Here is a 25575-nt window from a genome sequence, read left to right as displayed (position 1 = left end):
AGGCGGCTGTTTTTGGAGTCACCCCGACATTGCGGATGCGCTTAATGTAAACAGTTCTTCGAGTTCTTCTTCGGAAAGCTCGGTAATCCAGTTTTCGCTTTGAATGATCTGGTCGTTCAGCGATTGCTTTGATTCGAGCATGCGGTCGATTTTTTCTTCGATCGTTCCGGTTGTTATGAGCTTATGGACATGCACAAATCGTTTTTGGCCGATCCGGTATGCACGGTCTGTCGCCTGGTTTTCAACGGCCGGATTCCACCATCTGTCATAATGGATGACATGATTGGCTGCGGTGAGATTCAGGCCTGTTCCTCCCGCCTTCAAGGACAAGATCAGAAAAGGGAATTCCTTATTTTGAAATTGCTCGACCATCTTGTCGCGTTCAAGCTTTGATAAGCTTCCGTTTAAAAACTTGACCGGTTCGCCGAATGACGTTTCGAGCAGCCGCTTCATCATCTCGCCCATTCCGATATACTGGGTGAAAATCAGGCAGCTTTCATCCCGGTCGCGGATCGTTTTCGTCAGCTCGAGCAGTTTTTCCAGCTTGGCTGATCTGCCGTCTAGGAGTTCCGTTTCCATTTCTTTTAGATAGAGGGCCGGATGGTCGCAAATTTGTTTTAATTTGCCGAGCATGCTGAGGATCAGCGCTTTCCGCTGCATTCCGGCGAGAGTCGACATGTGCTCAAACGTGTCTTTTACAAGCTGCTCGTAAAGGGAAGCCTGCTCTGCAGAAAGCGGAACGAATTCCTTTTCCTCCTGTTTATCGGGAAGGTTGAGGGCGACTTCCTGATCCTGCTTTGTCCGTCTTAATAAAAACGGCTTAATGAGCTGTTGAAGCTGTTCAATCCGCTTTTCATCGCGGTCTTTTTCGATCGGCAGGACGAAGCGCTTATGAAAGCTTCCGAGGCTTCCGAGGAAGCCTTTGTTCATAAAGTCATAAATCGACCACAGCTCTGTCAGGCGGTTTTCCATCGGAGTCCCGCTTAGCGCGATATGGTGAATCCCTTTCAGTTTTCTGATCGAGCGTGATTGCTTCGTATGCGCGTTTTTAATATTTTGCGCTTCATCAAGGCAAATACAGTTCCACGTCACGCCTCTGAGATCGTCAAAATCGGATTGGGCGAGGCCGTATGACGTCAGCACGATATCGGTGTCTTTGTAGCGCTCCTGAAAAGCTTCTCCCCTCGGGCGCTTTGGTCCGTAATGGAGCGCTGCCGATAACTCGGGGGCAAAGGACTGAAGCTCGCGCTGCCAGTTCCCGAGCACCGAAGTCGGCGCGATGATCAGCGACGGCGTTTTTTGCCCTTTTTCTTTTAAATAAGAAAAGTACGCGATCATCTGAATCGTTTTCCCGAGCCCCATATCGTCTGCCAGGCAGGCGCCGAAGCCGCATTTGCGAAGGAAAAGCAGCCAGTTCAGCCCGTCTTTCTGATACGCTCTGAGCGTGCCTTTAAAATGTTTGCTGACGGGGTATGAAGGGAGCTCATCACGATTGTTCAGCTTCCTGATCATGTTTTTCAGCTGGTAGGATAATTCAAACTGCACTTCGCTGAAAGCGGACGTATCAAACAGGTCGTCTTCTTTCTGTTCCGAGCCGCGGTCCGTCAGCTCGCGGGCAAGAATGTCTGACATGTGAAGTCCTTCGGTTTCGGCGCGTTCCATCAGCTTTTTCATTTGTTTGATAAAGTTCGGATCGATTTTGATCCATTGGCCGCGGATGTTGACGAGCCGCCTTTTATTCGCGACAAGCTGGTTAAACTCCTCTTCCGAAAGCTCAATACCGTTTGTCGCAAACCGCCAGTTAAAGTCCATGAGAGCGTTTATCCCGACGAAAGATTCGCCCCTCGGGGCTGATGAAACTTTCGCTTTCAAAAGCATATTGCTGTCTTTGACGATCTGCCACCAGGACGGCAGCAGGATTTCGATCCCCATGCTGACGAGTGTTTCGCTCGCTTCCGACAAGAAGATCCATGCTTCTTCTTCAGAAAGCAGCGTTGTGCCTGAGTCGATCGAAAGCCATGGGACGGTTTGGCGGAAGCGGTCCTGTTCGCGGGCGATTCGATCGGCATATGCGCGCCACGATTTTTTCAGCCCTTTCAAGCCGTCGAAAAACTGGATGTCCCCGCTTTTTTTATCGCGTAAAAACAATTCGATTTTCCAATCATCACCGTCAAAATCGGGCTCGTTTAATCTGAGTCCGACGGTGAACGGGACGGGGTTTTCAATCCAGCCGATCGTTTCAAGAAAATCCTCTTCATCAAGAAAATGTCCCTTAAATGAGGTGACGGCGGGGGAATGTTCAACGATCCTCTCCCATTTTGCCTTCAGTTCTCCGTTATAATCGATGTAGTCGTCGACTGCCCGGGAAAACCATTCGGCCGTATAACCTTCCAAAAAGCCTTCTTTGTCTTTCCAGCGCAGCATTCCCTTTTTCCACGCTCCATAATCGGGGACAAAATCCTGATCCAGGATAAATTCGTAAATCGTTGAAGCTGTTTTCATCAAAGGCTCTGTTTCCTCAGTCAGCAAAATATCACTAAAGGAATTAAACGAGTTTTTGCCGAGAAATTCAGCAGCCATCCAGGGAGATAGAAGCACGGCCGGTTTTTCCAGGCCTGCATCCTCCAGAAAAGTGCCGTAAAAGGATGATTCGTGCCATTGAAATAAATGCCTTTCCATCTGGCTGTGCGTGAGCTGCTGATGGTCCTTGTCATAGCAGGATAAAATGAATGTATAGTCTTCGGACTGTTCGACATGTATCACGATTTCTTTAAGACTCGCCATCGATCAACTTTCCTTTCTTTAGCTCCTCCTGGAATGCCCGCAGCCTTTTGTGGCGGGCTGTCAGCTGTTCCATGTAGCGCTTCCAGACATCTTGTTTTTTCATCTTATTATAAAGAGTGCGCAGCTTTTTCAAGCAGCGGACGGCTTCTTTATATGCGCTGCGGTTCCGCTGTTCAATCAAGCCGGAAATTTCCCTGTGGTAGGAAGGAACAAGCGCCTCGGGAACCTCTGCTGCGATGTCCTTCAACGCATTCTGACCGATTTCCTCGATTGAAAAGCCGACGAGGCTGTGAATTTCCATCCACTCGATAAACCGTTTCCTGCTGTATAGAAATTGGCTGTATTCTGTAAATGTGTACGGCAGGCACTTTTTGCAGTACCTTTCATATAATTGCTCATCGTTCGCGTTTTTGCTGTAGTTGTCGAGAAACAGGAAGAATTCGCTCAAGGCGTCGCGGATTTCCCGGTAAGGTCTATCAAGCTTTGAGAAGCCTTCGACAATCCCTTCCATCCGTTCATACCATTTTTTCAGGCGCTTCCAATCCTTTTTGGCTGTCATGACGCTGAGCCACTGAAACGTATAAGGCAGAATGTCAGGAGAAAAAGTTCCGGCTTTTTCAAAGATGGCCTCGTCGTTTTTCAGCAGGAATTCAAGGTGAAGCCGGGCAAACTGAATTTCGGGAGTGTCAGGCAGTCCGTGCAAAACGTCAAGTTCCCGCTTCAGCCATTTCGGCCGGGACAGAAGGGCGCTCCAAATCTCCCCGAATATCCGAAGTCTTTCATATTGAAAAATGTCTTTCTTGAGCAGGAGTTCGCGAACGGCGCCTGGCGTTTTTTCTAAAAACGGATCGAGCGAAAAAGAGAGCGCATACGTTTTCAGCTCATCAATCGAGCTGTAAATCGTGTCCATCAGCTGTTCGATATAAGGGTTGAGCGAATAAAAATCTTTTTCCGGATCGATGCGCATGTTTTCGATCAGCGTATGCATCGCAAGCCATGTCGCAAGGGCTGCATGGATCTGGTACATTTTTTTCAGCTCCGGTTCAGACGGCGTCCGCTTTTTTAGCGCTGAAAAATAGCCGTAGTAAAGGTATTGCATCGTTTGCTGGCCTTTCGGCGTCCGCTGTTCCCAATGCCTGAATTCCGATTCGAAAAAACGTTTCCAGTTTTCGAACGTTGGCCGCACGTTTTCAGGGCTGAGCCGAAGCTGGTTTAACAAAAGCCGCTGATCAAAGGATTGGCGCTGTTCTTTCCAATATTCCGTAAAAGTTCCCAATCGTTCATATTGTGCATATAAATATAAGTAAACGGCAAGGATGTGGCGGCAGATTTTTTTTGCCGGGCATGAACAACTGCTTTTTTTGACGTCGGACAGATCGATTGTCACTTTCACCGGCACGACGTCCTGTACGTAGGCTGCCGCCGTATGCCCGCTGAGCGGTTTGACCCGATAGACCGAATCCTGCCTGTATAAAATAAGGGCTTTTTTTAGAAGCTGAATGTTATCTTCATCGTGCGGAAGCACATGCTTAAACTGTTCAGCGGCTTCCATTACAACTGTTTTTGAGATCATTTCCTGAAGCATGTCTATCGCTCCTAACCGAATGACTTTTAAAAAGTTTCCAATCTCTCTATTATAGCTTAATCCGCTGATGCAAAAAAGATTTTCTCTGGAAAAGGACATAAAAACGGACAGCTGTCGAATAATGTAATAGACTATGGCAAATCGATACTTAACAGCATATAATCTGAATATAACGCAAAAATGAGTATGATTTCATGGAAGCTGAAAGGAAAAAGGTATGGATGATAAGGAATTGAATCAGGAAGAGTTTTTGAAAATTCTCATGCACGCTTATGACATTGGCGAAAAGTCGCATGACATTACGACAAAAGAATTGCTTGAAGATCTGATTGTTCATATCAAAAATGGTTATACAACGTAAAAAGCCGCAAACTCTGTTTGGCGGCTTTTTCGTTCAGCAAAAACAGCCCCATTCCTGCAAAAACCGCTATGTTACATCATATAAAGACCCTCCATCCCCGGAATCTCCCGCTATTTGTCAGGATTCATTTCTTTCAGAACCGCGATAAATATGTATAATCAAGGTAAAGGTGAAATTTGCTGAAAATTTAAATAAATGAAAGAAGCTTAGGGGGGCTCTTATGCGGGACAAGCTCGGCTTTAAAGACGTGTTCTTCGTTTTGAAAAAAAGGTGCGCGATCATCATTCTGATCACGATGGCGGCGGCTGCATCGAGCGCCGCAGTCAATTATTTTCTGCTCACACCGATCTACCAGGCAACCGCCCAAATCCTCGTCAATGGCCGCCAAACCTCAAATTTTGCCGACATTCAGACCAATCTTGAACTCATCAATACGTATAACGTCATCATGAAAAGCCCTGTCATTTTGAATAAAGTGAAAGATGATCTCGGCCTTCGCGAAACGGCGGACGAACTCAAGAATAAAATGACCGTTGTCAGCGAAAACGAATCACAGATTGTCAGTATTTCCGCGACTGACAAGGATTATTCCAAAGCGGCCGCCATCGCAAATACAGTCGCTTCCGTTTTTCAAAGAGACATTCAAGACATCATGAACGATAAAGCCGAGGTCACCATCGTCACAAAAGCCGTACCGTACGGTTCACCTGCGCCTGTCAGCCCGAACAAAACATTCAATATCGCTGTCTTCACGATGTTTGGATTGCTGTTTGGAGCCGGGCTCGCCTTTATTCTTGAGCTTTTGAACAACACGGTGAAAAACGAGGGTGACGTTGAAAATAGGCTGGAACTTCCCGTATTGGGGAACATTTTATTCACGAAGCCGAAAAAAGGACAGGCCGTCAGCCGGATGAACGGTACGGTCGGAAAAGGTCAGGCGCTTTGACCGCTTTACGGGAGGTTTGGTTATGATTGATATTCACTGCCATATTCTTGCGGCCCTTGATGACGGGGCAGGGTGTATGGACGACAGTCTTGAAATGGCGAAACAAGCCGTTTCTCAGGGAATAGACACCGTCATTGCCACCCCGCACCACAGAATCGGCATATGCGAAAATCCAAAAGAGGCGGTCCTCGCCCGCATGACAGCATTGAAGACAAGGCTCAGGCAGGAAAGCATTCCGCTGACCATCCTGCCTGGCCAGGAAATCCGCTTATACGGCGAAATAAAAGATGACCTCGAACGCGGCAGGCTGCTAAGTCTCTCCGGAACAAAATATGTGCTGATCGAGCTTCCTTATCACCATGTGCCGCGCTATGCAGAAAAGCTGATGTTTGATCTTCTGCTGAACGGATTCATCCCGGTCATCGCCCACCCTGAGCGGAATATGGAAATAATGGAAAACCCCGACCGTTTATATCGGCTCGTCAAAACAGGCGCATGCGTCCAGATTACTTGCTCAAGTCTGACCGGGCATTTCGGGAGAAACGTCAAAAAGCTGGCCCGCCGCTTCATCGAAGCCAATCTCGTCCACTTCATCGCATCGGATGCACATAATGTAAAGGTTCGCTCCTTCTTTTTTGACGTATTGGAAAACGAATATGGCCCTGATTTTTTGAGTATGTTTATAGAAAATGCCGGGCTTCTTATCAAAAACCGTGATATTCATAAGATTACGCCGCTACCGGTCAAAAAGAAAAAGCTCTTGGGTCTGCTCTAAAGCGTTGCATCAACCGGCATATATACAGACAGAGGAGGAGCACCATGAACATTTCCATCGTTGGCACCGGGTATGTCGGTCTTGTGACAGGCGCCTGCCTGTCGGACATCGGCCACTATGTTACATGTATCGATATCGATGAACAAAAGGTCGGGCTGTTGAGAAAAGGGTTATCGCCGATTTATGAACCTGGGCTCCAGGATTTGATCCGGAGGAACCTCGCCCGCCGCAGACTCGCCTTTGAAACGGATTTTAAAAAAGGCATTTCAGGGGCTGATATTATATTTATTGCGGTCGGCACTCCGCAAAAGGAAAACGGCCAGGCCGACCTCCGATATATTGAGAGTGCGGCTGTAATGATCGGCCGCCATGTAAAGCGGGACTGCCTCGTGGTCACGAAAAGCACCGTCCCCGTGGGCACGAGCGAATGGATTTCAAACATCATTAAACGCTACGCAAGGAATCGTGTGCAAATATCGGCTGCATCCAATCCCGAATTTTTGCGGGAGGGCTCAGCGATTTATGATACGTTTCACGGAGACCGGATCGTGATCGGCGCCGAGAATGAACAAACGGCCGCTATTCTCGAACAAGTCTTTGCTCCTTTTGGCATTCCTGTTTTTAAAACGGATATCAGAAGTGCAGAGATGATTAAATATGCATCAAACGCCTTTCTTGCCACGAAAATCAGCTTTATAAACGAAATTTCGAATATTTGCGAGAAGGTCGGCGCAGATATTGAGTCTGTCGCATACGGAATGGGACAGGACAAAAGAATCGGCCACCGGTTTCTAAAAGCCGGCATCGGCTACGGCGGCTCTTGTTTTCCGAAAGATACGAACGCCCTTGTCCAAATTGCCGGCCATGTGGAGCACGATTTCGAACTGCTCAAGTCTGTGATCAAGGTGAACAATGAGCAGCCGATCCTGTTGGTCGAGAAAGCGGAAAGGCGGCTCGGAGGCTTGAAAGACAAAGTGATTTCTCTGCTTGGCCTTTCCTTTAAACCGAATACTGACGATATGAGGGAGGCTCCGTCAATCGTCATTGCCGAAGCGCTTGCCGAAAGGGGAGCGAAGATGAAAGCGTTCGACCCGATTGCGGCTGAAAATGCAAAACGGGTCTTAGCAGAAGGCGTTCAATATGCGGAGACGATTGAAGAAGCGGTAAAACGCTCTGATGCGGTGATGATTTTGACAGACTGGGAAGACATAAAAGCATTCCCTTTAGCATCCTACAGAGAGCTGATGGATGCCCCGATCATTTTTGACGGGCGAAACTGCCACGAATTGCGGGAAGCGATAGAAGCCGGTGTTGAATACCATTCCGTCGGCAGGCGGCAAGTTGTCCCCGTTCATATGCAGGCGGCGCATCTTTTACAGCAGTGGAATGACAATCCCGCCGTATGCGAACGCTGCTGCGATTAAGAACGCCGGATGAACGCGGAATTTTGTCAAGGCGATCAAAGAGACCAATGCGATTGCAAGCGCTTGGATCAAGCCGATGGAATAAATCGCATCACCGCCGATTTCCCATGTCAACAACAGCATCATAACGGCGAGCACGGGCTGGACGGACAGCGTCATTCCTTTTACCGCATCTGACTTTCGGAAGCGGCGGATCAGTTTAAGCAATAAAATAAGAGCGATTGCTGAAGGCAGCACGGTCGCTATCAGAGCGACGATTATTCCGGGCCATCCCAATACGCTGTAGCCGACATATGCGGCAATTTTCGTGGCGATCGGGCCGGGCAAAGCGTTCGCAAGCGCCAGCATGTTGGAAAATTCATCTTTTGAAAGCCAATGAAAATGGCGGACGACCTCTTCAAAATTAAGGGGAATCGAAGCGGGACCGCCGCCGTACCCGAGCAGGTTTGCGATAAAAAACGCCCAAAACAAGTACAATGCGATCATGAAGCAGACACTCCTTTATCCTTTCGCTCTGCGGCCTTTCGTTTCAATTTAAAATGGAAAGCGCCGTAAGCCAGAAACACCGTGACGACGATGCCCGAATGAATCGAAAACACCTGAAGACCCAAAAATGCAATAATGAAAAAAAGGACGCCGGTGACGATTCCGAAGCCTTTCAGCGCTTTTTGGCCAAATTCGTATGCCATCTGCCCTAGCATCACGGCGATGACCGGGGTAACAGCGCCGATCATGCCGTTTACGACCTTCGAATGGCTGAGCACGTTGACTGCAGCAAACAGCATGGCCATCGCTGTGCAAGTCGGCAAAATGTGCGCCGCTGTCGCCACGACGGCCCCGGGAATACTTTTTATTTTATACCCTAAGTACGCCGACATCTTTGTTGCGATCGGCCCTGGCAGCGCATTGGCAAGCGCCAGGATTTCTCCGAATTCACCATCATCGATCCATTTGAATTTTGTAACGGCTTCATGGCGGATCAGCGGAATAACGGAAGGTCCGCCGCCGAACCCCAATATCCCGGCCCTCATCATCGCGATGATCAGTTCGCGGTAAGGATGCTTCATGTCACTTCCTCCTTTTTACAGCTTCATTCCCATGCGGCTCTTATAGCGCTTGATCAGCATCTGGCAGTCCACGCTGACGACGCCTTCCAAAGGGTAGAGGCGCTTTGTCAGGAATTCCTCCATTTCGTGATCATTGGCAAAGATTCCGTGCATATGGAGCTTGCTCGGCCCGGTCATATGATAGAGGCTTGTGACGGCAGGTTCCTTTTCGAGCGCAGCGGCAACGGCCTCTAAATATTTGGGCTCGACTTCTACATTAAAAAAGACCGATACGGGAATTCCGACCTTCACTGGGTTGATCACGGCGGTGAACTTTTCGATGATGCCTTCTTCCATCAAATTGTTGATCCTCGTTTGAACGGCAACCCGCGACAGACCTACACGCTTCCCCAGATCAGTATAAGAAATCCTTCCTTCCTCATGGAGAATCGATAGAATTTTTTTATCTGTTTCATCAAGAACTAAATTTGGCATATGGTAATCAAGACTCATACACGTACCTTCCTTTCATATCGTCTTTCATCGTATCGCAATCTTTTTTGTTTTTTGAAAAACGTTTTGTAAATTGTATCATATATTGGATTTCGGTATGAATGGTTTTATCGATTTTATTCAACTTTATGAAAAATGATTGGAAGGTTTTCTTCCGCGGAGGTAGAACCTGGAGATTCCGGCCGATATACTTCAAAAGAAAAACAGACGTTTTAACAGAAAGGAAGGAATATGGAGAAATTAAGAATCGGAACGAAACAGATGGTCGTCAGTCCCCATTATCTCGCGTCGCTTGCCGGACACCGGATGCTGGAAAAAGGGGGAAACGCGTTTGATGCAGCCGTTTGCGTCAGCGCTTGCCTCGCGGTCGTCTATCCCCATATGACGGGACTCGGCGGGGATTCTTTTTGGCTGATGTACCGTTCGGAGAGCGGAGAGGTAACGGGTTTCAACGGCAGCGGAAGATCGGGCATGCGGGTGACCCGCGAATGCTACAAAGGGGAGCCTGTCATCCCGGAGAGAGGCGTTTTGAGCGCAATTACGGTTCCGGGCATGGCTGACAGCTGGGACGAAGTTTTGAAAACTTACGGTCGTTTAACGCTGAAAGAGGTGCTTGAGCCGGCGATCGCGTACGCTGAAGAGGGGTTCCCCGCCTCGACGGATCAATGCCGGACCACCGAAAAACATGCCGAATGGCTTTCCGGAATCCCGGTGACATCAGACATTTTTCTTCCGGGCGGAAGGCCTCCCGCCGAAGGTGAACGCTTTGTGCAAAAAGAGCTGGCCGGGACGTTAGCCCTTCTTGCGGAAAAAGGAAAAAACGCATTTTATAAAGGGGAAATCGCCCAATCGATAGCCGGTTATTTGCAAAACAACGGAGGATTGCTCACACTGGAAGATTTCATGCGCCATAAAGGGGAATGGGTCACACCGCTTTCTTCCTCATACAGAGGGTATGACGTCTATAAAATGCCGCCTAATTCCCAAGGGTTTGCAGGGCTCATGACGCTGAACATCCTGGAACACTATGATTTTACGAAAATCCCCCATGGTACCTTTGAATACTATCATCTCTTGATCGAAGCATTAAAGCGAAGCTTTGCCGACCGCAACGAGGTTCTGACAGATCCCGATTTTTCGCCGGTGCCGCTCGAACGTTTGCTTGACAAGGAGTACGCGAGAGATATCGCGGAGAATATCGGCGATGAAGCGAAGCCGCTTGCAAGCCCGCTGGTCGGCAGCGATACGGCATATGCAGCGGTTGCAGACGAAGAAGGAAATGCTGTGTCTTTTATTCAAAGCCTCTATTTTGAATTCGGATCAGGCGTGACGGCGGGCGAAACGGGAATCATTCTGCAAAACAGAGGATCGTTTTTCTCTCTTGACCCCGGGCATGTCAACAGACTGGAGCCCGGAAAAAGAACGTTCCATACATTGATGCCGGCCATGGCGTGCAAAGGCGGCAGACCGAAAATCCTTTACGGGACACAGGGAGGGGAAGGGCAGCCGCAAACCCAAACCGCTCTTTTGACGAGAATGATCGATTACGGAATGGACCCGCAAACGGCTATCAATGAGCCGAGATGGTTGTGGGGCAGAACGTGGGGAGATTATGTCGCAGGCGTGAGAATCGAAAACAGGGTGGACGAAGAAGTGATTCAAAAGCTGAAAGAGCGGGGGCATCTGGTCACCGTTGTCGATGATTTTGACGGCGTGATGGGACATGCGGCAGCGATCCAAATCGATGATCAAGGCTTCCCGAGGGGGGGGAACTGATCCGCGCTGCGACGGGGCAGCGATAGGAAAGTAAATGTTCGAAACAAATCTTTTGACACAATTTTTTCCACGAGCTATAATTATCTCGAAATCGAGATAATTTGGGAGGCGAAAACGTTGGCTAAAGATTTTTACACCGCGATTAAAGAAAGGCGTTCAATTTATGGAATCTCTAAAGATGTAAAGGTATCGGACGACAAAATTCGGGAAATCGTCGAGTTTGCCGTCAACCACACCCCGTCATCATTCAATTCGCAAAGCTCAAGGGCCGTTGTTCTATTGGGCGGGCAGCATGATAAGTTTTGGGAAATCACAACCGAAACGCTGCGAAAAATCGTTCCTGCCGATCAATTTGCAAGCACGGAAGAAAAAATGAACGCTTTCGGCAGCGGCTACGGCACGGTTCTGTTTTTCGAAGATCAAAACGTCATTAAAGGACTTCAAGAACAATTTGCATTGTATAAAGACAATTTCCCAATCTGGTCTGAGCAGTCTTCTGGCATGCTCCAGCTTGTCGTATGGACCGCTTTGGAGAGCGAAGGTCTCGGAGCTACTTTGCAGCACTACAACCCGCTCGTTGATGAGGAAGTCAAAAAAGAATGGAACATCCCTGAAAGCTGGAAGCTGATCGCGCAAATGCCGTTCGGCCATCCAGTAGCAGAGCCTGGAGAAAAAGATTTCGCGCCGATTTCAGAACGCGTGAAAATCCATAAATAAAAGGAACAAAAATACCCAATGAACGGCCGTTCATTGGGTATTTTGCTGCATATTCTACCAGTCTATGATGTTGAAACCTCATTCGAAACTTCTATAAAATGCTGCAAAGCCGGATTGCGGTTGTCCTTTCTGTGGGCGGTGACCCATTCTGCCCGAAGCGAAAGGTCATCGATTTCCCTGTAGACCACATCAAGGTTAAACAGCCGTTTGGCCGCCGTCGGCACGACCGCAACCCCCATTCCGGCAGATACGAGGCCGATCACCATTTGATATTCGGTCGCTTCCTGGGCGATGTTGGGAACGAAGCCGGCCTGCTCGCACGAAAAAATGAAGTCAGTGTATAAAGAAGGCCATGCTGATTTGTCGATCGCAATCAGTGACTCGTCTTCAAGATCACGCAGATAAATCCGGGATTTTTTAGTAAGCGGGTGGTATTTAGGAAGCGCGAGTACGCAATGGCTTTTCTTCACTGTGTATGACTTCAGTTCATCGTTTCCTAACGGAGGGTGCAAAACGCCGATGTCGATGTGTCCGTTTAATAAGGCTTCGATTTGGTTTGGGGTCGACAGCTCCCGCAATTCAATGTTGACTGAAGGGAATTGTCTGCGGTACTCCCTGATGATCGGCGGCATAATTTCGTATGTCGCCGAGCCGACAAAGCCGATCACGAGCCTGCCGAGTTCACCCCGGGCGGTCCGCTGGGCCATGTCAACCGCCTGATCGATCTGGGACAGGCCTTCTTTTATCTGCTTTAAAAAAACGCCGCCTGCCGCCGTCAGCTTGACGGCTCTTTTTGACCTCTTCAGCAAGGTGACGCCAATCTCACTTTCTAGCTGCTTAATCTGCTGGCTGAGCGGAGGCTGAGTCATTTTCAGCCGAAGAGCTGCTTTTCCGAAATGCAGCTCTTCGGCTACAACCATAAAATAACGAAGGTGGCGCAGCTCCATTTTTCACTCATTCCTTTCTGAATGCGATTTCAGTCGTTTTACATATTAATTGTAAGACAAAGAAGTATTGGAAAACAATTTCCACAAGATGTATATTTAATAATACAATAATTTTATTAAAAATTCATTGTAAATGAATGAAAATGGAGGAGTGAGGGCTTTGAAAAAAGTAGCCGCTGAAAATGAAACTCTTACGGTAAGAGGAGCAGAGCTTGTGGTGGATAGTCTCATTCAGCAGGGTGTCACTCATGTTTTCGGTATTCCGGGAGCAAAAATCGATGCGGTATTTGACGTGTTGAAAGACAAAGGGCCTGAATTGATCGTATGCCGTCACGAGCAAAATGCAGCATTTATGGCGGCGGCAGTCGGACGATTGACTGGAAAGCCCGGTGTTTGCCTGGTGACCTCAGGTCCGGGAGCTTCTAATTTAGCTACCGGTCTTGTAACAGCCAATACAGAAGGAGATCCGGTTGTTGCTCTTGCTGGTGCTGTAAAGAGAGCGGATCGTCTTAAAAAGACCCATCAATCAATGGATAATGCGGCGTTATTTCAGCCGATTACGAAATACAGCGCAGAAGTTGAAGATCCTAACAATATTCCTGAAGCCGTAACAAATGCGTTCAGAGCGGCAGCTTCTGGACAGGCCGGCGCAGCCTTTCTCAGCTTTCCGCAGGACGTAACAGCCGGTCCGGCTACCGCTAAACCGGTAGGAACCTTGCCTGCGCCGAAACTGGGCGCAGCTCCGGATGAACTCATCAGTGCGGCCATCGCCAAAATTCAAAATGCAAACCTTCCTGTCGTGCTTGTCGGAATGAAAGGCGGAAGACCTGAAGCAATAGAAGCTGTCCGCCGTCTGCTGAGAAAAGTGAAGCTTCCGTTTGTCGAAACGTATCAGGCAGCGGGAACGCTTGCTCATGATTTGGAAGACCAATACTTCGGACGAATTGGATTATTCTGCAATCAGCCCGGAGATATTTTATTGGAAAAAGCGGATGTCGTCTTGACGGTCGGGTACGATCCGATTGAATACGATCCGGTATTGTGGAATAAAAAAGGCGAACGAAGCATTATTCACCTAGATGAAATTCAAGCGGAAATCGATCACGATTATCAGCCGGACATCGAACTAATCGGGGATATCGCAGCGACTTTGGACCATATTGAACACGATTCGCTTCCTGTCTCAATCGACAAATCGCTCGTGCCTGTGCTACATCAGTTAAGCAAAGCATTGAAGGAACAAAGCGAGCCCCCTAAAGAGAAGCAATCAGACCGCGTGCATCCGCTGCAAATCATTCACGATTTGCGCAATTTGGTGAGCGATGATGTCACGGTGACATGCGATATTGGCTCTCATGCCATTTGGATGTCTAGATATTTCCGATGCTACCGTCCGCTTGGCCTGCTGATTTCAAACGGCATGCAGACGCTCGGCGTCGCTTTGCCTTGGGCGATTGCAGCATCTATTGTAAACCCGGGACAAAAAATCGTATCCGTTTCAGGAGACGGCGGCTTCCTGTTCTCGGCGATGGAATTGGAAACAGCGGTCAGATTAAAAGCTCCGATCGTACACCTTGTATGGAATGACAGCGCATATGACATGGTGGCGTTCCAGCAGGAAATGAAATACAACCGGACTTCCGGAGTCGACTTTGGCAATATAGATATTGTAAAATACGCTGAAAGCTTTGGAGCAAAAGGCTTAAGGGTTAATTCGCCGGAAGAATTGAAAGAAGTGCTTCAGCAGGGTCTTGATGCAGAGGGTCCTGTCGTCATTGATATTCCTGTCGATTACAGCGACAACATTCATTTGGCAGACCAACGTTTCCCTAAAGCGTTTGAGGAACAATTAAAAAAAGAAACCTCTAAGCAATCTTGATCACAGCACGTTCAGTCATCATATTAAAATCAAGGGAGTGAAAAGAGGAAAATGAAAAGTATAAGCAAGCAGAAAGTCATTCAATCCATCGATAAAAATCTTGACCAGGTCTATCAGGTCTCAACGATGGTTTCCCTATTGGACGGTATTTATGACGGGGACTTTTACATGTCGGAAATAAAAGAGCACGGCGACTTCGGGATCGGCACGTTTAATCAGCTCGACGGGGAACTGATCGGGTTTGACGGCGAGTTTTACCGTCTCCGTTCAGATGGAAAAGCCTATCCCGTTCAAGAAACGGACTGTTCTCCTTTTTGTTCGCTGACGTTCTTCCGTCCGGACATTTACCATGAGATCAATCAGCGAATGACGCTCGAAGAGTTTGAAAAAGAGATGAAGAAGATCATGCCGAGCGAAAACCTGTTTTACGCGATCCGCATGGACGGCGTCTTTAAAAAAGTAAAAACGAGAACGGTGGAATTGCAGGAAAAACCGTACGTGCCGATGGTCGAAGCGGTGAAATCCCAGCCGATCTTCGATTTTGACGACATCAAAGGCACGATCGTCGGTTTTTGGACGCCTCAGTTTGCCCACGGCATCGCCGTATCAGGCTTCCACCTTCATTTTATTGATGAAGATCGCAATGGCGGCGGACATGTATTTGATTATGAAATCGAAAAATGTACGGTTCAGATTTCGCAAAAACTGAATATGAACCTCAGATTGCCGAATACGAAGGATTTCTTTAAAGCTGATTTAGCAAGCCACGATCTTGTGGCAGGCATTGAAGCGACGGAAGGAAATCCGGAGCAATAATGAAGTGAAGCCCTCTTTCCGAAAAAAGAGGGCTTTTTTTCAGCCATTACCGCTTCTTTCCTAAAATCAACACCCCTTTAAGGCAGAATGAAAGCGGATGGCCGTTTTCGGCCAGGACAATTTGGAATTCATCGCGGCATGCTTGTGATGATCCGGTCAAATGGGCGGCAATGTCCGGCCTTTTTTCCTCAGGTACCGCTCCCCGGTGAATCCAGTTGTCGTATTCAATGGGGATGTTCCACCTTCCCTGTTCCATATAATCCAGGCCGTTTTCTTCAAACCATTTGTTCCATTCGGCCAGCGAATATTCCCGGACGTGCGACGGGTCTCTCATCCGATTGAGCCGATTGATAAACTGGTCGAGGGCCTTGTCTTCAGGTGCGTGATGGTCCACGAGGATAAAGTTGCCCCCCTGCTTTAATACGCGGGCGATTTCTGACATCGCCCGGCTGATGTCAGGGAAATGATGAGCCGCAAACCGGCATGTGACGATATCAAAAGAAGCGTCCGGGAAATCGAGCTTTTCCGCATCTCCTTGAAGAAACGTCACATTGCAGGCGTTTTTTTCTTTCGCATAAAGGGCAGCGGTCTTGACCATTTCCTCAGTAACATCGATGCCTGTGCACTGCATGACGAAGGGCGAAAATGCAATCGCTGTATGCCCCGCTCCCGCTCCGACGTCAAGCAGGGCTTCATCTCCTGCAAGCGGCACGCTTTTTACCATTGCTTCAAGATCCTTTCCTGCTGAAAACAGCGGTTCATCACGGTATTGCTCAGCGTTTTTCGAAAATTGCTGTTGTGCTCTCGTTTTCATAACCATCATCCTCCTTAAAATGGTTATAGATTTATCGTAACGACATCGACATCTATCAGTCCAAGATATAAAATGTATGAATACAATAGTCTGAAACTATGGAGGTGCGGCCATGGATATGAGGCTTTTTGAATACACGGCGGAAATATATAAAAAAGGCAGCTTTACGAAGGCGGCTGACAGCCTCCACATCGCCCAGCCATCGCTGAGCCAGCAGATCAAAAAACTGGAGGGCGAGCTCGGTTTTCCTTTGTTATCGAAAAAGGGGAGCCGTGTCACCCACTCCGCAAGGAATGAGGTTTATTCAAAGAGCCCAGGACATATTGCGGGCAAGAGACGATCTGCTGCGCGAAATGCAGGATCAGCGCCAGGGGATGGGTACGGGGCTGTCGATCGGTGTACCTGCGGTAACGGGAGGGCACCTTTTGCCTCCGCTATTGAAGACGTTTTTTGAAAAACATCCGGGCGTGCGCGTTCAGCTGATAGAAGAATCACCTGCAGCATTAGAACAAATGACGGAAAAAGGCGAAATTGATTTGGCGATTTTGCCGCTGCCCATCGATAATGAACGGCTCGTTACCGTTCCGATATTGACGGAGCCGCTTTTTCTCGCCGTTCCGTTTGAAAAGCAGAGCTGGATGACTGAACAGATGCAGTCGTTCATTTATTCTGTTCGGAGAGAGACCGAAAAAAGAGCCGTTTCCTTGCAAGCTGCCGAGGATGTGCCGTTTATTTTATTAAAAGAGGGATACGGTTTCCGCAGAACGGTGCTTGATTTGTGCGCAAAAGCAGGGTTCAAACCAAAGGTCACATTCAAAACGAGCAGCATTGAAACCGCACAGTCCCTCGTTGAAAACGGAATGGGCGTCACGATTGTCCCGCAAATGGTGATGAGGAAATCGTCTCCGCGTCTCGTCTATGTCCCTTTGCAATCTGCACCGACCCGAACGATTGTGTTTGCTTATTCGGAAAGCTGTTATGTCAGTCTCGCCGCACAAGCTTTTATGGAGACGGCGCAAAACAGCTTGAAAAAAGACCTCTTGTGATCAAGAGGTCTAGCCGTTTCGCTCCGCAGGCCGCCTGGCGGGTTACCCGAGAATCATTTTGATTTTTCCAGCTTTAGCGGAGCAGGTATGGTTTTATCGACTTTTTTGCCGTTCAGAATATCTTGCGCCGCCTGGACGGCAAGCTTTCCGATCAATTCAGGCTGCTGGGCGATCGTTGCCGCCATTTCTCCCGTTTTGACCGCTTTAATCGCATCTTCATTTCCGTCAAATCCAACGACGAGAATGTCTTTCCCCGAGCTTCTGATCGCTTCGATCGCACCGAGCGCCATTTCGTCATTGTGGGCGAATACGGCTTGAATATCAGGATTTCCCTGCAGGAGGTTCTCCATGACGTTTAATCCCTTTGTGCGGTCAAAGTCGGCCGTTTGCCTTGCGATGACATCGAGCTTTTGGTCGGCTGTTTTGTGAAAGCCTGAACCCCGTTCCCGCGTAGCAGACGCGCCCGGAACGCCCTCGAGCTCGGCGACTTTTGCGCTTTTGCCGAGCCGTTCAACGATGTAATCGGCCGCCATTTGTCCGCCCTTGACATTATCTGAAGCCACAAGGGTTTCAACTTTTCCTTTTTCGGCAGATCTGTCAAGGGTAACGACCGGGATGCCGAGCGAATTTGCCGATTGGACGGCGGTGGAAATCGCCGATGAATCGGCCGGATTAATCAGCAGCGCGTCAACGCCTTGCTGAAGAAGGTCCTCGACATCGTTTGTCTGTTTTGCCGAATCGTCCTGGGCGTCAACGACGATCACTTTGATGCCGCGTTTTTTCGCTTCATTCACAACGCCGTTTTTTAACGATACGAAAAACGGGTTTTTCAGCGTTGAGACAGATAAACCGATTTTGATTTCTTTTCCGTTTTCTTTTTTGGGCTTCGCCCACTCAGGCGGCTCCAATGAACAGGCTGACAGGAAAAGCAGCGCCAGCGCCGTAACTACCGTTAGCAATTTTTTCATGAATCGTGTCCCCCTTATGCGGATTTCTTGCGGTCAAGCAAAACTGCGATCAAGATGACGATCCCTTTGACGACCATTTGGAAAAACGAAGAAACGCCGAGCAGGTTCAAGCCGTTGTTTAATGTCCCGATGATCAGCACGCCGATCAACGTGCCGGCGATTCTTCCCCTTCCTCCGGCAAGGCTTGTTCCGCCCAATACGACCGCGGCGATGGCGTCCAGCTCATAAGAGGTCCCTGCCGTCGGCTGCGCCGAATTGAGGCGCGACGTCAAAATGGCGCCCGCTAATGCAGATAAAAGGCCTGCGAGAGAATAGATCATGATCTTGATGCGGGATACCTTGATGCCTGAAATGAGCGCCGCTTTTTCATTGCCGCCGATCGCATATGTGCGGCGGCCGAACGGCGTCTTGTGAAGGATGGCCCAAAGCAGGATAAAGGCGGCTGCCATCGTGACGGCGGGGACGGGGATGCCTAAAAAGTATCCGCGTCCGAATAGCTGAAAGCCGTAGTGGTTACCGAGCCCCGTAATCGGATTTCCGTCCGTATACACCATCGTGAGGCCGCGGAAAATCGTCATTGTCGCCAGCGTTGCGATAAATGGAGCCATTTTCCCCTTCGTGATCAAAAGTCCGTTTACCATGCCGAGCAATGCCCCGATCAGACAGCCGATGACGACCGCGAGTATCGGGTCGATTCCGCCCGTGATCATCCCTGCGATTAAAGCGCTTGAAAGGGCGAGAATTGCTCCGACGGACAGGTCGATCCCCCCGGTCAGAATAACAAAAGTCATACCGAACGCAATCAAAGCATTAATGGCGACCTGTCTTAACAGGTTTAAAATATTTAATGGTTCTAAAAAGCCCGGGTTTAACAGCGATACGATAACAACAAGAATGATGAGGCCGAGAAACGCACCGAGCTTTTGCAAAATAGAGTCGAGATACACGTTTTTTCCCATTTCTTTTGCGGGTTGAGTGTTCATGTTACAGCCCTCCTGTAGCGAGTGTCATAATCCGTTCTTGTGTGGCGTCTTGCCGCGATAGTTCTCCGCTTAAGCTTCCTTCGCGGATGACAAGCACGCGGTCGCTCATGCCGAGAATCTCGGGAAGCTCGGAGGAGACCATTAAGATCGCGACGCCGCGGTCTGTCAGCTCATTCATCAGCTGATAAATTTCCCGTTTTGCCCCGACATCGACGCCCCGTGTCGGCTCATCCAGGATCAGCACTTTCGGCCCGATGCCGATCCATTTGGCGATCACCGCTTTTTGCTGGTTTCCGCCTGAAAGGCTGCCGACCGGCGTTTCCGAAGAATCCGTTTTGATCATAAGCCGCTTGATCAAAAGGTCGACGAATTGCTGTTCGCTTTTGTGATCGATCCATCCTTTAGGGGAAAAGCTTGCAAGATTCGGCAGTGCGATGTTTTCCCGAATCGATGCGTCAAGCACAAGCCCTTCGTCCTTCCGGTTTTCGGTAATCAGGCCGATGCCTTTTTGCACCGCATCGCTCGGCGTTTTGATCACCGCTTTTTTGCCGTCGATCAAAATGGCGCCCGCATCGAGCGGATCGAGGCCGAAGATCGCTCTCATGATTTCCATGCGGCCCGCGCCCATCAGCCCGGAGACGCCGACGATTTCACCGGCGCGGACGTGAAAGCTGATATTTTCGAATAATCCTTTTTTCGTTGCGCCCCTGACCTCAAGAACGATTCGGCCGGGCTTTGGATTCCGCTCAGGATAGCGCTCTGTGAGCTCCCGGCCGACCATCTTTTTGACGACTTCATGAAAATCGGTATCGGAAATGTTTTTCGTATCGACCGTATTTCCGTCGCGCATCACCGTAATCCTGTCGCAAATCGCAAAAATTTCTTCCATGCGATGGGAAATATAAACGATGGAAACGCCGTTTTTCTTTAACGATTCGATAACGGCAAACAATTTGTTGATTTCCCGGTCGGTCAGGGCCGCGGTCGGTTCGTCCATGATGATCACCTTTGCATCGGTCATCAGCGCTTTGGCGATTTCTATCATTTGCTGCTGGCCCACCGAACAGAGCCCGGCTTCTTTTTCAAGAGAAATGGAGACTCCGAGTTTTTCAAATTGCTCTTTTGCTAGCGCTTTCATTTTCTTGCTGTTTAAAAATCCGAGTTTTGAAGACAGTTCCCGGCCGATATACAGATTTTCCAATACGGTCATGTCAGGCCAAATATTCAGCTCTTGATGGATAAAGGCAATGCCGTGTTGTTCAGCTTCTTTCGGACCGGAAAAATAGGTTTCTCTGCCGTTGATTTTGATCGTTCCGCTGTCAAGCTTGTGAAGGCCTGTTAATAGATTCATCAATGTTGATTTTCCGGCGCCGTTTTCTCCCATCAAGGCATGGACTTCGCCTTCGTGAAGCTCGAAGGAAACGCCTGTTAACACCCGGTTTTGACCAAATGCTTTATAGATGTCCTTCATTTCGATATACACCTGCTGCACCTTCCTTCTATTTAAAAAATCACCCCGGCATGCAATATGCAGTTTGCATAAGGGGTTGCTTCCCCGGTACGGATCACGGCTTTTGCCTGCTTTGTCGCTTCTTTAAATGCCTCGTGTGACATATATTCAATCGTCTGCTTTGCAAAGTGTCCGTGTAAAAATGCGTTCTGCTCCGGATTGCCTGTTTTAATTTCTTCAGCCGCGGTTACTTTTTCGACTGCCATTTCTCCGGCAATCAGCTTTGCGACGTCTTGAAAGCCGGGGGTTCCCAGTGTCAGAGCCAAATCGATTTTCAGAACCCCGGGCGGAACGGGCAAACCGGCGTCTGCGATGACGATGGTGTCGGTATGCCCGAGGTCGGCGAGCACTTTGGCGATATGGCTGTTTAATATGCCGTGTTTTTTCATGACAGCGCCCGCTCCACTTCGGCCCGTTTTGGCATTCCGCCTTGTGCCCCGAATTGTAATACGGACAGGGATGCTGCACGGTTGGCAAAACGCAGGGCTGCTTCGATATCCTTACCTTCTGAAAGAGCGACGGCAAGTCCGGCATTGAAGGTGTCTCCGGCGCCTGTTGTATCAACTGGTTCAACCGGAAATGAAGGGATGAGCCGTTCCTCGGTCCCATTGTGATAGCGGACGCCGTTTTTGCCTTCTGTGATGAACAGTTTGCACGGGAACCGTTTTAGCGCTTCTTCACGGGAAAGGCCTTGAAACAAAATCGATGCTTCGTGTTCATTCGGCGTCATGTACGCCGCATTTTCGATCGTTTCCGGTCTGAGAGGCCGGGCCGGCGCCGGGTTAAGCAGCAGAGGGATGCTAAGCGATTTGCACAGCCCGCTGACATAATCGACGGTGTCCTCCGGAATTTCCTGCTGGATCAGCACGATATCCGCCTGCTGAACCGCCGGGAGCGCCTGTTTGACATAGTCGGGCGTTATATGGTCGTTTGCTCCTTTGACAACGATGATGCTGTTGTCTCCTTCTGCAAGTACGATGTGGGCTGTGCCGCTTTCTGTACCTGTAACCGGTTCCACATAGTCTGTCAAAACACCGTTCGCTTTTAAATTGTCCAGGATCGCTTTCCCGTAATGGTCATCGCCTACGCAGCCGATCATGTACACGTCTGCGCCCAATCTCGCCGCAGCGACCGCCTGGTTTGCGCCCTTTCCCCCGGGAACGGTCTGAAATGAATCGCCAAGCACCGTTTCCCCGGCTTTCGGACGTTTTTTGGACGTCACGACCAAATCCATTGAAGAGCTGCCGATTACGCATATTTTACTCATTGTCATCCGCCTTTCTCGTCGTTTGTCTTTCAATAAAAGTCACCGGCATTTGCACAGCCGATTGTCCAATATATTCGTTTTTCATGACCGAAAGCAGCAATTTTGCCGCTTCTTTTCCCATCTCATAAGCGGGCTGTCTGATCGTGGACAGGGGAGGAAACAGCAATTCGCTTTGCGGAATATCGTCAAAGCCGATAATTTGCAGATCCTCCGGAACTTTGATCTTCCGTTTTAATGCTTCGTGCAGAACGGCCGTTGCCACAATGTCATTGCTTGCGACAATACCGTCTGTTCCGGGATATAGGGAAAACAGCTCGGCAGCCCGCTGCTGTGCTTCCTGAAAAGAAAACGTCTCGGTCGCCATGACATGAAAATCGACGTCGGCTTCGCCTAATATATCGAGGGCCCCGTTAAACCGGTCTCTTGCCGTCTGCAAATGGCCCGGCCCTTTCATAAGAGTGATTCGCTTCGAGTGTCGTTTTATGATTTCTGAAGCGGCGATCTGGCCGCCTTCTCTGCCGTCCGCAAAAACAGACGGCGCATGCGCACCCGTTCTGTCCAGAAAGACGATCGGCATTGATGAATCTTTGTAATTTGGCGCATCTGGATGATTTGTCGCTGAAATCACGCCCACGACGTGATTTTGTTTAAATGTCTGCAAATAGTCGAGCTCTTTTTCAAGATCTTCATCGCTGTTTCCGAAGATAAGACGAAAGCCATGCTGATGAATCTCATCTTCGACGCCTCTGGCCAGCTGCGGAAAAAACGGGTTTGTAATGTCGGGAAGCAGCAGCCCGACCAGCCGCGATTCCCTTTTATAGAGGGATCTGGCTACTTCATTCGGGTGATAATTCAGTTCTTCCATCGCTTTTAGAACCCGGGTTTTCGTCTCTTCATGGACGTATCCGGACTCATTTAGAACGCGGGAAACCGTAGCGACGGATACTTTAGCGGCGAGTGCGACATCCTTAATCGTGGCCAACGAAGACTTCACCCCCTCTTTATGTAACCGTTTACACAAAGAGTATCACGAGCTTGAAGAATTGACAATGAAAAAAACTGCCAGACTGTATTTCTGCAAAGCAATGATATATGAAAGAAAAATATAGGGACGGGATCATAAATATGTCGAATTCATAAACAATAGAATAGTAAGAAAAATTAAAAATGTTAAAGTTTGATGAAATATAGATCAAAAAATTTAAGAGCCGTTTAAAACCTAGGATTATAACCTAAAAAACGATAAAACGAGGTGAATCGATCGGCTCACAAATTGTTTGGTTTTGTTAATCAATCCCGTTCATTGAAGAAAGGAAATGAGCGTTTTTTAGATATAGTCTTTGTGTCATAGGACGGATTTTTCTTTATCAGTCAGAAATGGTGACTTTTTTAACTGTATGCCGATTAAAAAATAAACGGAAACACCGGTGTTTTCCCTATGATAAGCGGATTTCGGACGTTTAAAGATTCATTGCCAGTCCATCTTTCAGCCTTTCTCAGAAAATAGGGATAAACGTACAAAACGAAATGTGAGTAATTTTGAAAACGCATACATCGAAATGTGTTGAAAAATAAGTGAGAGATAAGAACTGTCGATTTCCAAAATTATCAATATGAGGGTAGGTATTAGTAACGTAAGTGAGATGATCTTTGTCACAAAAAATAAAGTCGTTTTCTGTTACATAATGCCGATTGTGATTTCATATTGAACCTATATACTGATGAATGAATTTACAATCAGATTCCAAGAAGGAGATGTAGACAAACAATGTGGGTAATGCTATTAGCCTGTGTGGTCGTTGTTGGGATCGGCATTTATGAAAAGAGGCGCCATCAGCAAAACATCGATGCACTGCCGGTCCGGGTAAACATCAACGGGATACGCGGAAAGTCCACGGTGACAAGGTTAACAACAGGGATATTAATCGAAGCAGGTTACAAAACAGTTGGAAAAACAACCGGGACTGATGCAAGGATGATTTATTGGGACACACCGGAAGAAAAGCCGATTAAAAGAAAGCCTCAAGGGCCGAATATCGGTGAACAAAAGGAAGTCATGAAAGAGACGGTGGAAAGGGGAGCCAATGCGATCGTCAGCGAGTGTATGGCCGTTAACCCTGATTACCAAATCATCTTTCAGGAAGAATTGCTTCAGGCTAATATCGGGGTAATTGTAAACGTTCTTGAAGATCACATGGATGTCATGGGACCGACTTTGGATGAAATCGCAGAAGCGTTTACGGCAACGATTCCTTATAACGGCCATTTGGTTATTACGGATAGCCCTTACACGGATTTCTTTAAAGAAGTAGCTGAAAAACGGAATACGAAAGTCATCATCGCAGATAACTCGAAAATAACGGATGATTATCTCCGCCAGTTTGAGTATATGGTGTTCCCGGATAATGCGTCGCTTGCTCTCGGGGTTGCGCAAGCATTGGGAATTGATGAAGAAACAGCCTTTAAAGGCATGTTGAATGCGCCGCCTGATCCGGGAGCGATGAGGGTGCTGCCGCTGATGAACGCCAAAAACCCTGGCCATTTCGTCAACGGTTTTGCGGCAAATGACGCAGCTTCCACGCTGAACATTTGGAAGCGCGTGAAGGAAATAGGCTACCCGACGGATCAGCCGATCATCATTATGAACTGCCGCGCCGACCGGGTAGACAGGACACAGCAGTTTGCAGATGATGTTCTTCCTTATATTGAGGCAAGTGAACTTGTGCTGATTGGGGAAACGACAGAGCCGATCGTCAAAGCGTATGAAGCGGGCAAAATTCCTGCGGACAAGCTGTTTGATTTGGAGCACAAAACGACAGAAGAAATTATGTTCATGCTGAAAAATAAATTAGAGGGCCGCGTCATTTACGGAATCGGCAATATTCACGGGGCAGCGGAGCCTCTCATCGAAAAAATTCAAGATTACAAGATTAAACAGCTCGTTAGCTAGGAGGAAGAGAACAAAATGTTTGGATCAGATTTATATATCGCCCTCATATTAGGAGTTTTACTCAGTCTAATATTTGCAGAAAAAACGGGAATTGTACCGGCGGGACTTGTCGTACCGGGTTATTTGGGGCTTGTGTTCAATCAGCCGATTTTCATGCTGCTCGTCCTTTTTGTCAGTCTCTTGACATATGTGATCGTAAAATTCGGACTTTCAAAGATCATGATTTTGTACGGACGCAGAAAATTTGCGGCCATGCTGATTACAGGTATTCTTCTTAAAATCGGATTTGATTTCATCTACCCGGCCATGCCGTTTGAGATTGCGGAATTCAGGGGAATCGGTATCATCGTTCCGGGATTAATAGCCAATACGATCCAAAGACAAGGGCTGACCATTACGCTCGGAAGTACGCTTTTGTTAAGCGGAGCAACATTCGTCATTATGTATGCTTACTATCTAATCTAAAGT

22 protein-coding genes and 2 pseudogenes are annotated in these 25575 nt (G+C 48.3%); 11 read left to right on the top strand and 13 right to left on the bottom strand.

Annotation, left to right across the window (positions count from 1 at the left end; translation table 11 throughout):
• Positions 1-18: 18 nt before the first annotated feature.
• Entirely contained in the window at positions 19-2784 is a 2766-nt protein-coding gene (locus tag NSQ39_RS18425; protein WP_175075820.1) for a DEAD/DEAH box helicase, read from the bottom strand.
• Positions 2771-4369 (bottom strand): SWIM zinc finger family protein, encoded by a 1599-nt coding sequence (locus tag NSQ39_RS18420; protein ID WP_175075819.1) that lies wholly within the window; start codon positions 4367-4369, stop codon positions 2771-2773. Before NSQ39_RS18420 ends, NSQ39_RS18425 begins: the two co-directional genes overlap by 14 nt.
• A gap of 217 nt (positions 4370-4586) precedes the next feature.
• Here NSQ39_RS18420 and NSQ39_RS18415 point away from each other — a divergent pair, with 217 nt between their 5' ends.
• The 4 genes from NSQ39_RS18415 to NSQ39_RS18400 all read left to right on the top strand — a co-directional run bounded on the left by NSQ39_RS18415 (position 4587) and on the right by NSQ39_RS18400 (position 7875).
• Complete coding sequence (locus NSQ39_RS18415; protein ID WP_175075818.1) at positions 4587-4730, top strand: hypothetical protein; 144 nt, start codon at positions 4587-4589, stop codon at positions 4728-4730.
• A 220-nt stretch (positions 4731-4950) separates the two neighbouring features.
• Positions 4951-5676, top strand: a complete 726-nt coding sequence (locus NSQ39_RS18410) for a YveK family protein (protein WP_046130141.1) — start codon at positions 4951-4953, stop codon at positions 5674-5676.
• Between the two features lie 22 nt (positions 5677-5698).
• The gene (locus tag NSQ39_RS18405) at positions 5699-6451 is read left to right on the top strand and encodes a tyrosine-protein phosphatase (protein ID WP_046130140.1); all 753 of its coding nucleotides are present in this window, start codon (positions 5699-5701) and stop codon (positions 6449-6451) included.
• A 44-nt stretch (positions 6452-6495) separates the two neighbouring features.
• Positions 6496-7875 (top strand): UDP-glucose dehydrogenase family protein, encoded by a 1380-nt coding sequence (locus NSQ39_RS18400; protein ID WP_175075817.1) that lies wholly within the window; start codon positions 6496-6498, stop codon positions 7873-7875.
• Here NSQ39_RS18400 and NSQ39_RS18395 read toward each other — a convergent pair.
• The 3 genes from NSQ39_RS18395 to NSQ39_RS18385 are packed head-to-tail and all read right to left on the bottom strand — an operon-like array spanning position 7825 to position 9434.
• Entirely contained in the window at positions 7825-8361 is a 537-nt protein-coding gene (locus tag NSQ39_RS18395; protein WP_046130138.1) for a chromate transporter, read from the bottom strand. The two genes, NSQ39_RS18400 and NSQ39_RS18395, sit on opposite strands and share 51 nt — an antisense overlap.
• Positions 8358-8942 (bottom strand): chromate transporter, encoded by a 585-nt coding sequence (locus NSQ39_RS18390; RefSeq protein ID WP_175075816.1) that lies wholly within the window; start codon positions 8940-8942, stop codon positions 8358-8360. The genes NSQ39_RS18395 and NSQ39_RS18390 overlap by 4 nt, the downstream gene beginning before the upstream one ends.
• A gap of 15 nt (positions 8943-8957) precedes the next feature.
• On the bottom strand, positions 8958-9434 hold the full coding sequence (locus NSQ39_RS18385) for an Lrp/AsnC family transcriptional regulator (RefSeq protein WP_046130136.1): 477 nt from the start codon (positions 9432-9434) through the stop codon (positions 8958-8960).
• 231 nt (positions 9435-9665) lie between these two features.
• Here NSQ39_RS18385 and ggt point away from each other — a divergent pair.
• Together ggt and NSQ39_RS18375 are read left to right on the top strand one after the other, a co-directional pair.
• Positions 9666-11244: pseudogene (gene ggt / locus NSQ39_RS18380) on the top strand (gamma-glutamyltransferase).
• 83 nt (positions 11245-11327) lie between these two features.
• Positions 11328-11927, top strand: coding sequence for a nitroreductase family protein (locus NSQ39_RS18375; RefSeq protein ID WP_175075815.1), 600 nt, complete (start codon positions 11328-11330; stop codon positions 11925-11927).
• 62 nt (positions 11928-11989) lie between these two features.
• Here NSQ39_RS18375 and alsR read toward each other — a convergent pair whose 3' ends face one another.
• Positions 11990-12874: an acetoin biosynthesis transcriptional regulator AlsR gene (gene alsR / locus NSQ39_RS18370; RefSeq protein WP_046130135.1), complete on the bottom strand. Its 885-nt coding sequence runs from the start codon at positions 12872-12874 to the stop codon at positions 11990-11992.
• Positions 12875-13034: 160 nt separating this feature from the next.
• On the opposite strand from alsR, the gene alsS reads away from it, so the two are divergent.
• Together alsS and budA are read left to right on the top strand one after the other, a co-directional pair.
• A complete protein-coding gene (gene alsS / locus NSQ39_RS18365; RefSeq protein WP_175075814.1) occupies positions 13035-14753 on the top strand; it encodes an acetolactate synthase AlsS in 1719 nt (572 codons plus the stop codon).
• 51 nt (positions 14754-14804) lie between these two features.
• Entirely contained in the window at positions 14805-15569 is a 765-nt protein-coding gene (gene budA, locus NSQ39_RS18360) for an acetolactate decarboxylase (RefSeq protein WP_175075813.1), read from the top strand.
• 46 nt (positions 15570-15615) lie between these two features.
• Here budA and NSQ39_RS18355 read toward each other — a convergent pair whose 3' ends face one another.
• Positions 15616-16383 (bottom strand): class I SAM-dependent methyltransferase, encoded by a 768-nt coding sequence (locus NSQ39_RS18355; RefSeq protein WP_082094067.1) that lies wholly within the window; start codon positions 16381-16383, stop codon positions 15616-15618.
• Between the two features lie 112 nt (positions 16384-16495).
• Here NSQ39_RS18355 and NSQ39_RS18350 point away from each other — a divergent pair.
• Positions 16496-17429: pseudogene (locus NSQ39_RS18350) on the top strand (LysR family transcriptional regulator).
• Positions 17430-17482: 53 nt separating this feature from the next.
• Here the strand turns inward: NSQ39_RS18350 and rbsB are convergent.
• From rbsB to NSQ39_RS18320, 6 genes are read right to left on the bottom strand one after another with little or no spacing between them, the layout of a single operon-like run.
• The gene (gene rbsB / locus NSQ39_RS18345; RefSeq protein ID WP_046130130.1) at positions 17483-18397 is read right to left on the bottom strand and encodes a ribose ABC transporter substrate-binding protein RbsB; all 915 of its coding nucleotides are present in this window, start codon (positions 18395-18397) and stop codon (positions 17483-17485) included.
• A 14-nt stretch (positions 18398-18411) separates the two neighbouring features.
• Positions 18412-19380 (bottom strand): ribose ABC transporter permease RbsC, encoded by a 969-nt coding sequence (rbsC, locus tag NSQ39_RS18340; protein WP_175075812.1) that lies wholly within the window; start codon positions 19378-19380, stop codon positions 18412-18414.
• Between the two features lies 1 nt (position 19381).
• Positions 19382-20863, bottom strand: a complete 1482-nt coding sequence (locus tag NSQ39_RS18335; protein WP_175075811.1) for a sugar ABC transporter ATP-binding protein — start codon at positions 20861-20863, stop codon at positions 19382-19384.
• Positions 20864-20883: 20 nt separating this feature from the next.
• A complete protein-coding gene (rbsD, locus tag NSQ39_RS18330; protein ID WP_046130127.1) occupies positions 20884-21279 on the bottom strand; it encodes a D-ribose pyranase in 396 nt (131 codons plus the stop codon).
• On the bottom strand, positions 21276-22157 hold the full coding sequence (gene rbsK, locus NSQ39_RS18325) for a ribokinase (protein ID WP_175075810.1): 882 nt from the start codon (positions 22155-22157) through the stop codon (positions 21276-21278). The genes rbsD and rbsK overlap by 4 nt, the downstream gene beginning before the upstream one ends.
• Complete coding sequence (locus tag NSQ39_RS18320) at positions 22150-23139, bottom strand: LacI family DNA-binding transcriptional regulator (RefSeq protein WP_175075809.1); 990 nt, start codon at positions 23137-23139, stop codon at positions 22150-22152. Before NSQ39_RS18320 ends, rbsK begins: the two co-directional genes overlap by 8 nt.
• A 786-nt stretch (positions 23140-23925) precedes the next feature.
• Between NSQ39_RS18320 and pgsB the strand changes: the two genes are divergently transcribed.
• On the top strand, positions 23926-25107 hold the full coding sequence (pgsB, locus tag NSQ39_RS18315; protein ID WP_046130124.1) for a poly-gamma-glutamate synthase PgsB: 1182 nt from the start codon (positions 23926-23928) through the stop codon (positions 25105-25107).
• Positions 25108-25122: 15 nt separating this feature from the next.
• Positions 25123-25572 carry a poly-gamma-glutamate biosynthesis protein PgsC gene (gene pgsC / locus NSQ39_RS18310; protein WP_046130123.1) on the top strand — a complete coding sequence of 150 codons (450 nt, stop codon included), beginning with the start codon at positions 25123-25125 and terminating at the stop codon, positions 25570-25572.
• The last annotated feature ends 3 nt before the right edge of the window (positions 25573-25575 follow it).

Source organism: Bacillus sp. FSL W8-0848, assembly GCF_038007805.1.
GTDB lineage: Bacteria > Bacillota > Bacilli > Bacillales > Bacillaceae > Bacillus > Bacillus glycinifermentans.
Note: the sequence above shows the minus strand (reverse complement) of the source record. Positions and strands in the feature narration are given on the sequence as shown.

What these genes read in the sequence shown, in the direction of transcription:
- NSQ39_RS18410 (WP_046130141.1), top strand. Translation starts at nt 4,951, where the DNA reads ATGCGGGACAAGCTCGGCTTTAAAGACGTGTTCTTCGTTTTGAAAAAA.
- pgsB (WP_046130124.1), top strand. Translation starts at nt 23,926, where the DNA reads ATGTGGGTAATGCTATTAGCCTGTGTGGTCGTTGTTGGGATCGGCATT.
- rbsB (WP_046130130.1), bottom strand. Translation starts at nt 18,397, where the DNA reads ATGAAAAAATTGCTAACGGTAGTTACGGCGCTGGCGCTGCTTTTCCTG.
- NSQ39_RS18400 (WP_175075817.1), top strand. Translation starts at nt 6,496, where the DNA reads ATGAACATTTCCATCGTTGGCACCGGGTATGTCGGTCTTGTGACAGGC.
- NSQ39_RS18385 (WP_046130136.1), bottom strand. Translation starts at nt 9,434, where the DNA reads ATGAGTCTTGATTACCATATGCCAAATTTAGTTCTTGATGAAACAGAT.
- rbsC (WP_175075812.1), bottom strand. Translation starts at nt 19,380, where the DNA reads ATGAACACTCAACCCGCAAAAGAAATGGGAAAAAACGTGTATCTCGAC.
- alsR (WP_046130135.1), bottom strand. Translation starts at nt 12,874, where the DNA reads ATGGAGCTGCGCCACCTTCGTTATTTTATGGTTGTAGCCGAAGAGCTG.
- NSQ39_RS18420 (WP_175075819.1), bottom strand. Translation starts at nt 4,369, where the DNA reads ATGCTTCAGGAAATGATCTCAAAAACAGTTGTAATGGAAGCCGCTGAA.
- NSQ39_RS18405 (WP_046130140.1), top strand. Translation starts at nt 5,699, where the DNA reads ATGATTGATATTCACTGCCATATTCTTGCGGCCCTTGATGACGGGGCA.
- budA (WP_175075813.1), top strand. Translation starts at nt 14,805, where the DNA reads ATGAAAAGTATAAGCAAGCAGAAAGTCATTCAATCCATCGATAAAAAT.
- NSQ39_RS18355 (WP_082094067.1), bottom strand. Translation starts at nt 16,383, where the DNA reads ATGAAAACGAGAGCACAACAGCAATTTTCGAAAAACGCTGAGCAATAC.
- pgsC (WP_046130123.1), top strand. Translation starts at nt 25,123, where the DNA reads ATGTTTGGATCAGATTTATATATCGCCCTCATATTAGGAGTTTTACTC.
- rbsK (WP_175075810.1), bottom strand. Translation starts at nt 22,157, where the DNA reads ATGAGTAAAATATGCGTAATCGGCAGCTCTTCAATGGATTTGGTCGTG.
- NSQ39_RS18395 (WP_046130138.1), bottom strand. Translation starts at nt 8,361, where the DNA reads ATGATCGCATTGTACTTGTTTTGGGCGTTTTTTATCGCAAACCTGCTC.
- rbsD (WP_046130127.1), bottom strand. Translation starts at nt 21,279, where the DNA reads ATGAAAAAACACGGCATATTAAACAGCCATATCGCCAAAGTGCTCGCC.
- NSQ39_RS18390 (WP_175075816.1), bottom strand. Translation starts at nt 8,942, where the DNA reads ATGAAGCATCCTTACCGCGAACTGATCATCGCGATGATGAGGGCCGGG.
- NSQ39_RS18415 (WP_175075818.1), top strand. Translation starts at nt 4,587, where the DNA reads ATGGATGATAAGGAATTGAATCAGGAAGAGTTTTTGAAAATTCTCATG.
- NSQ39_RS18425 (WP_175075820.1), bottom strand. Translation starts at nt 2,784, where the DNA reads ATGGCGAGTCTTAAAGAAATCGTGATACATGTCGAACAGTCCGAAGAC.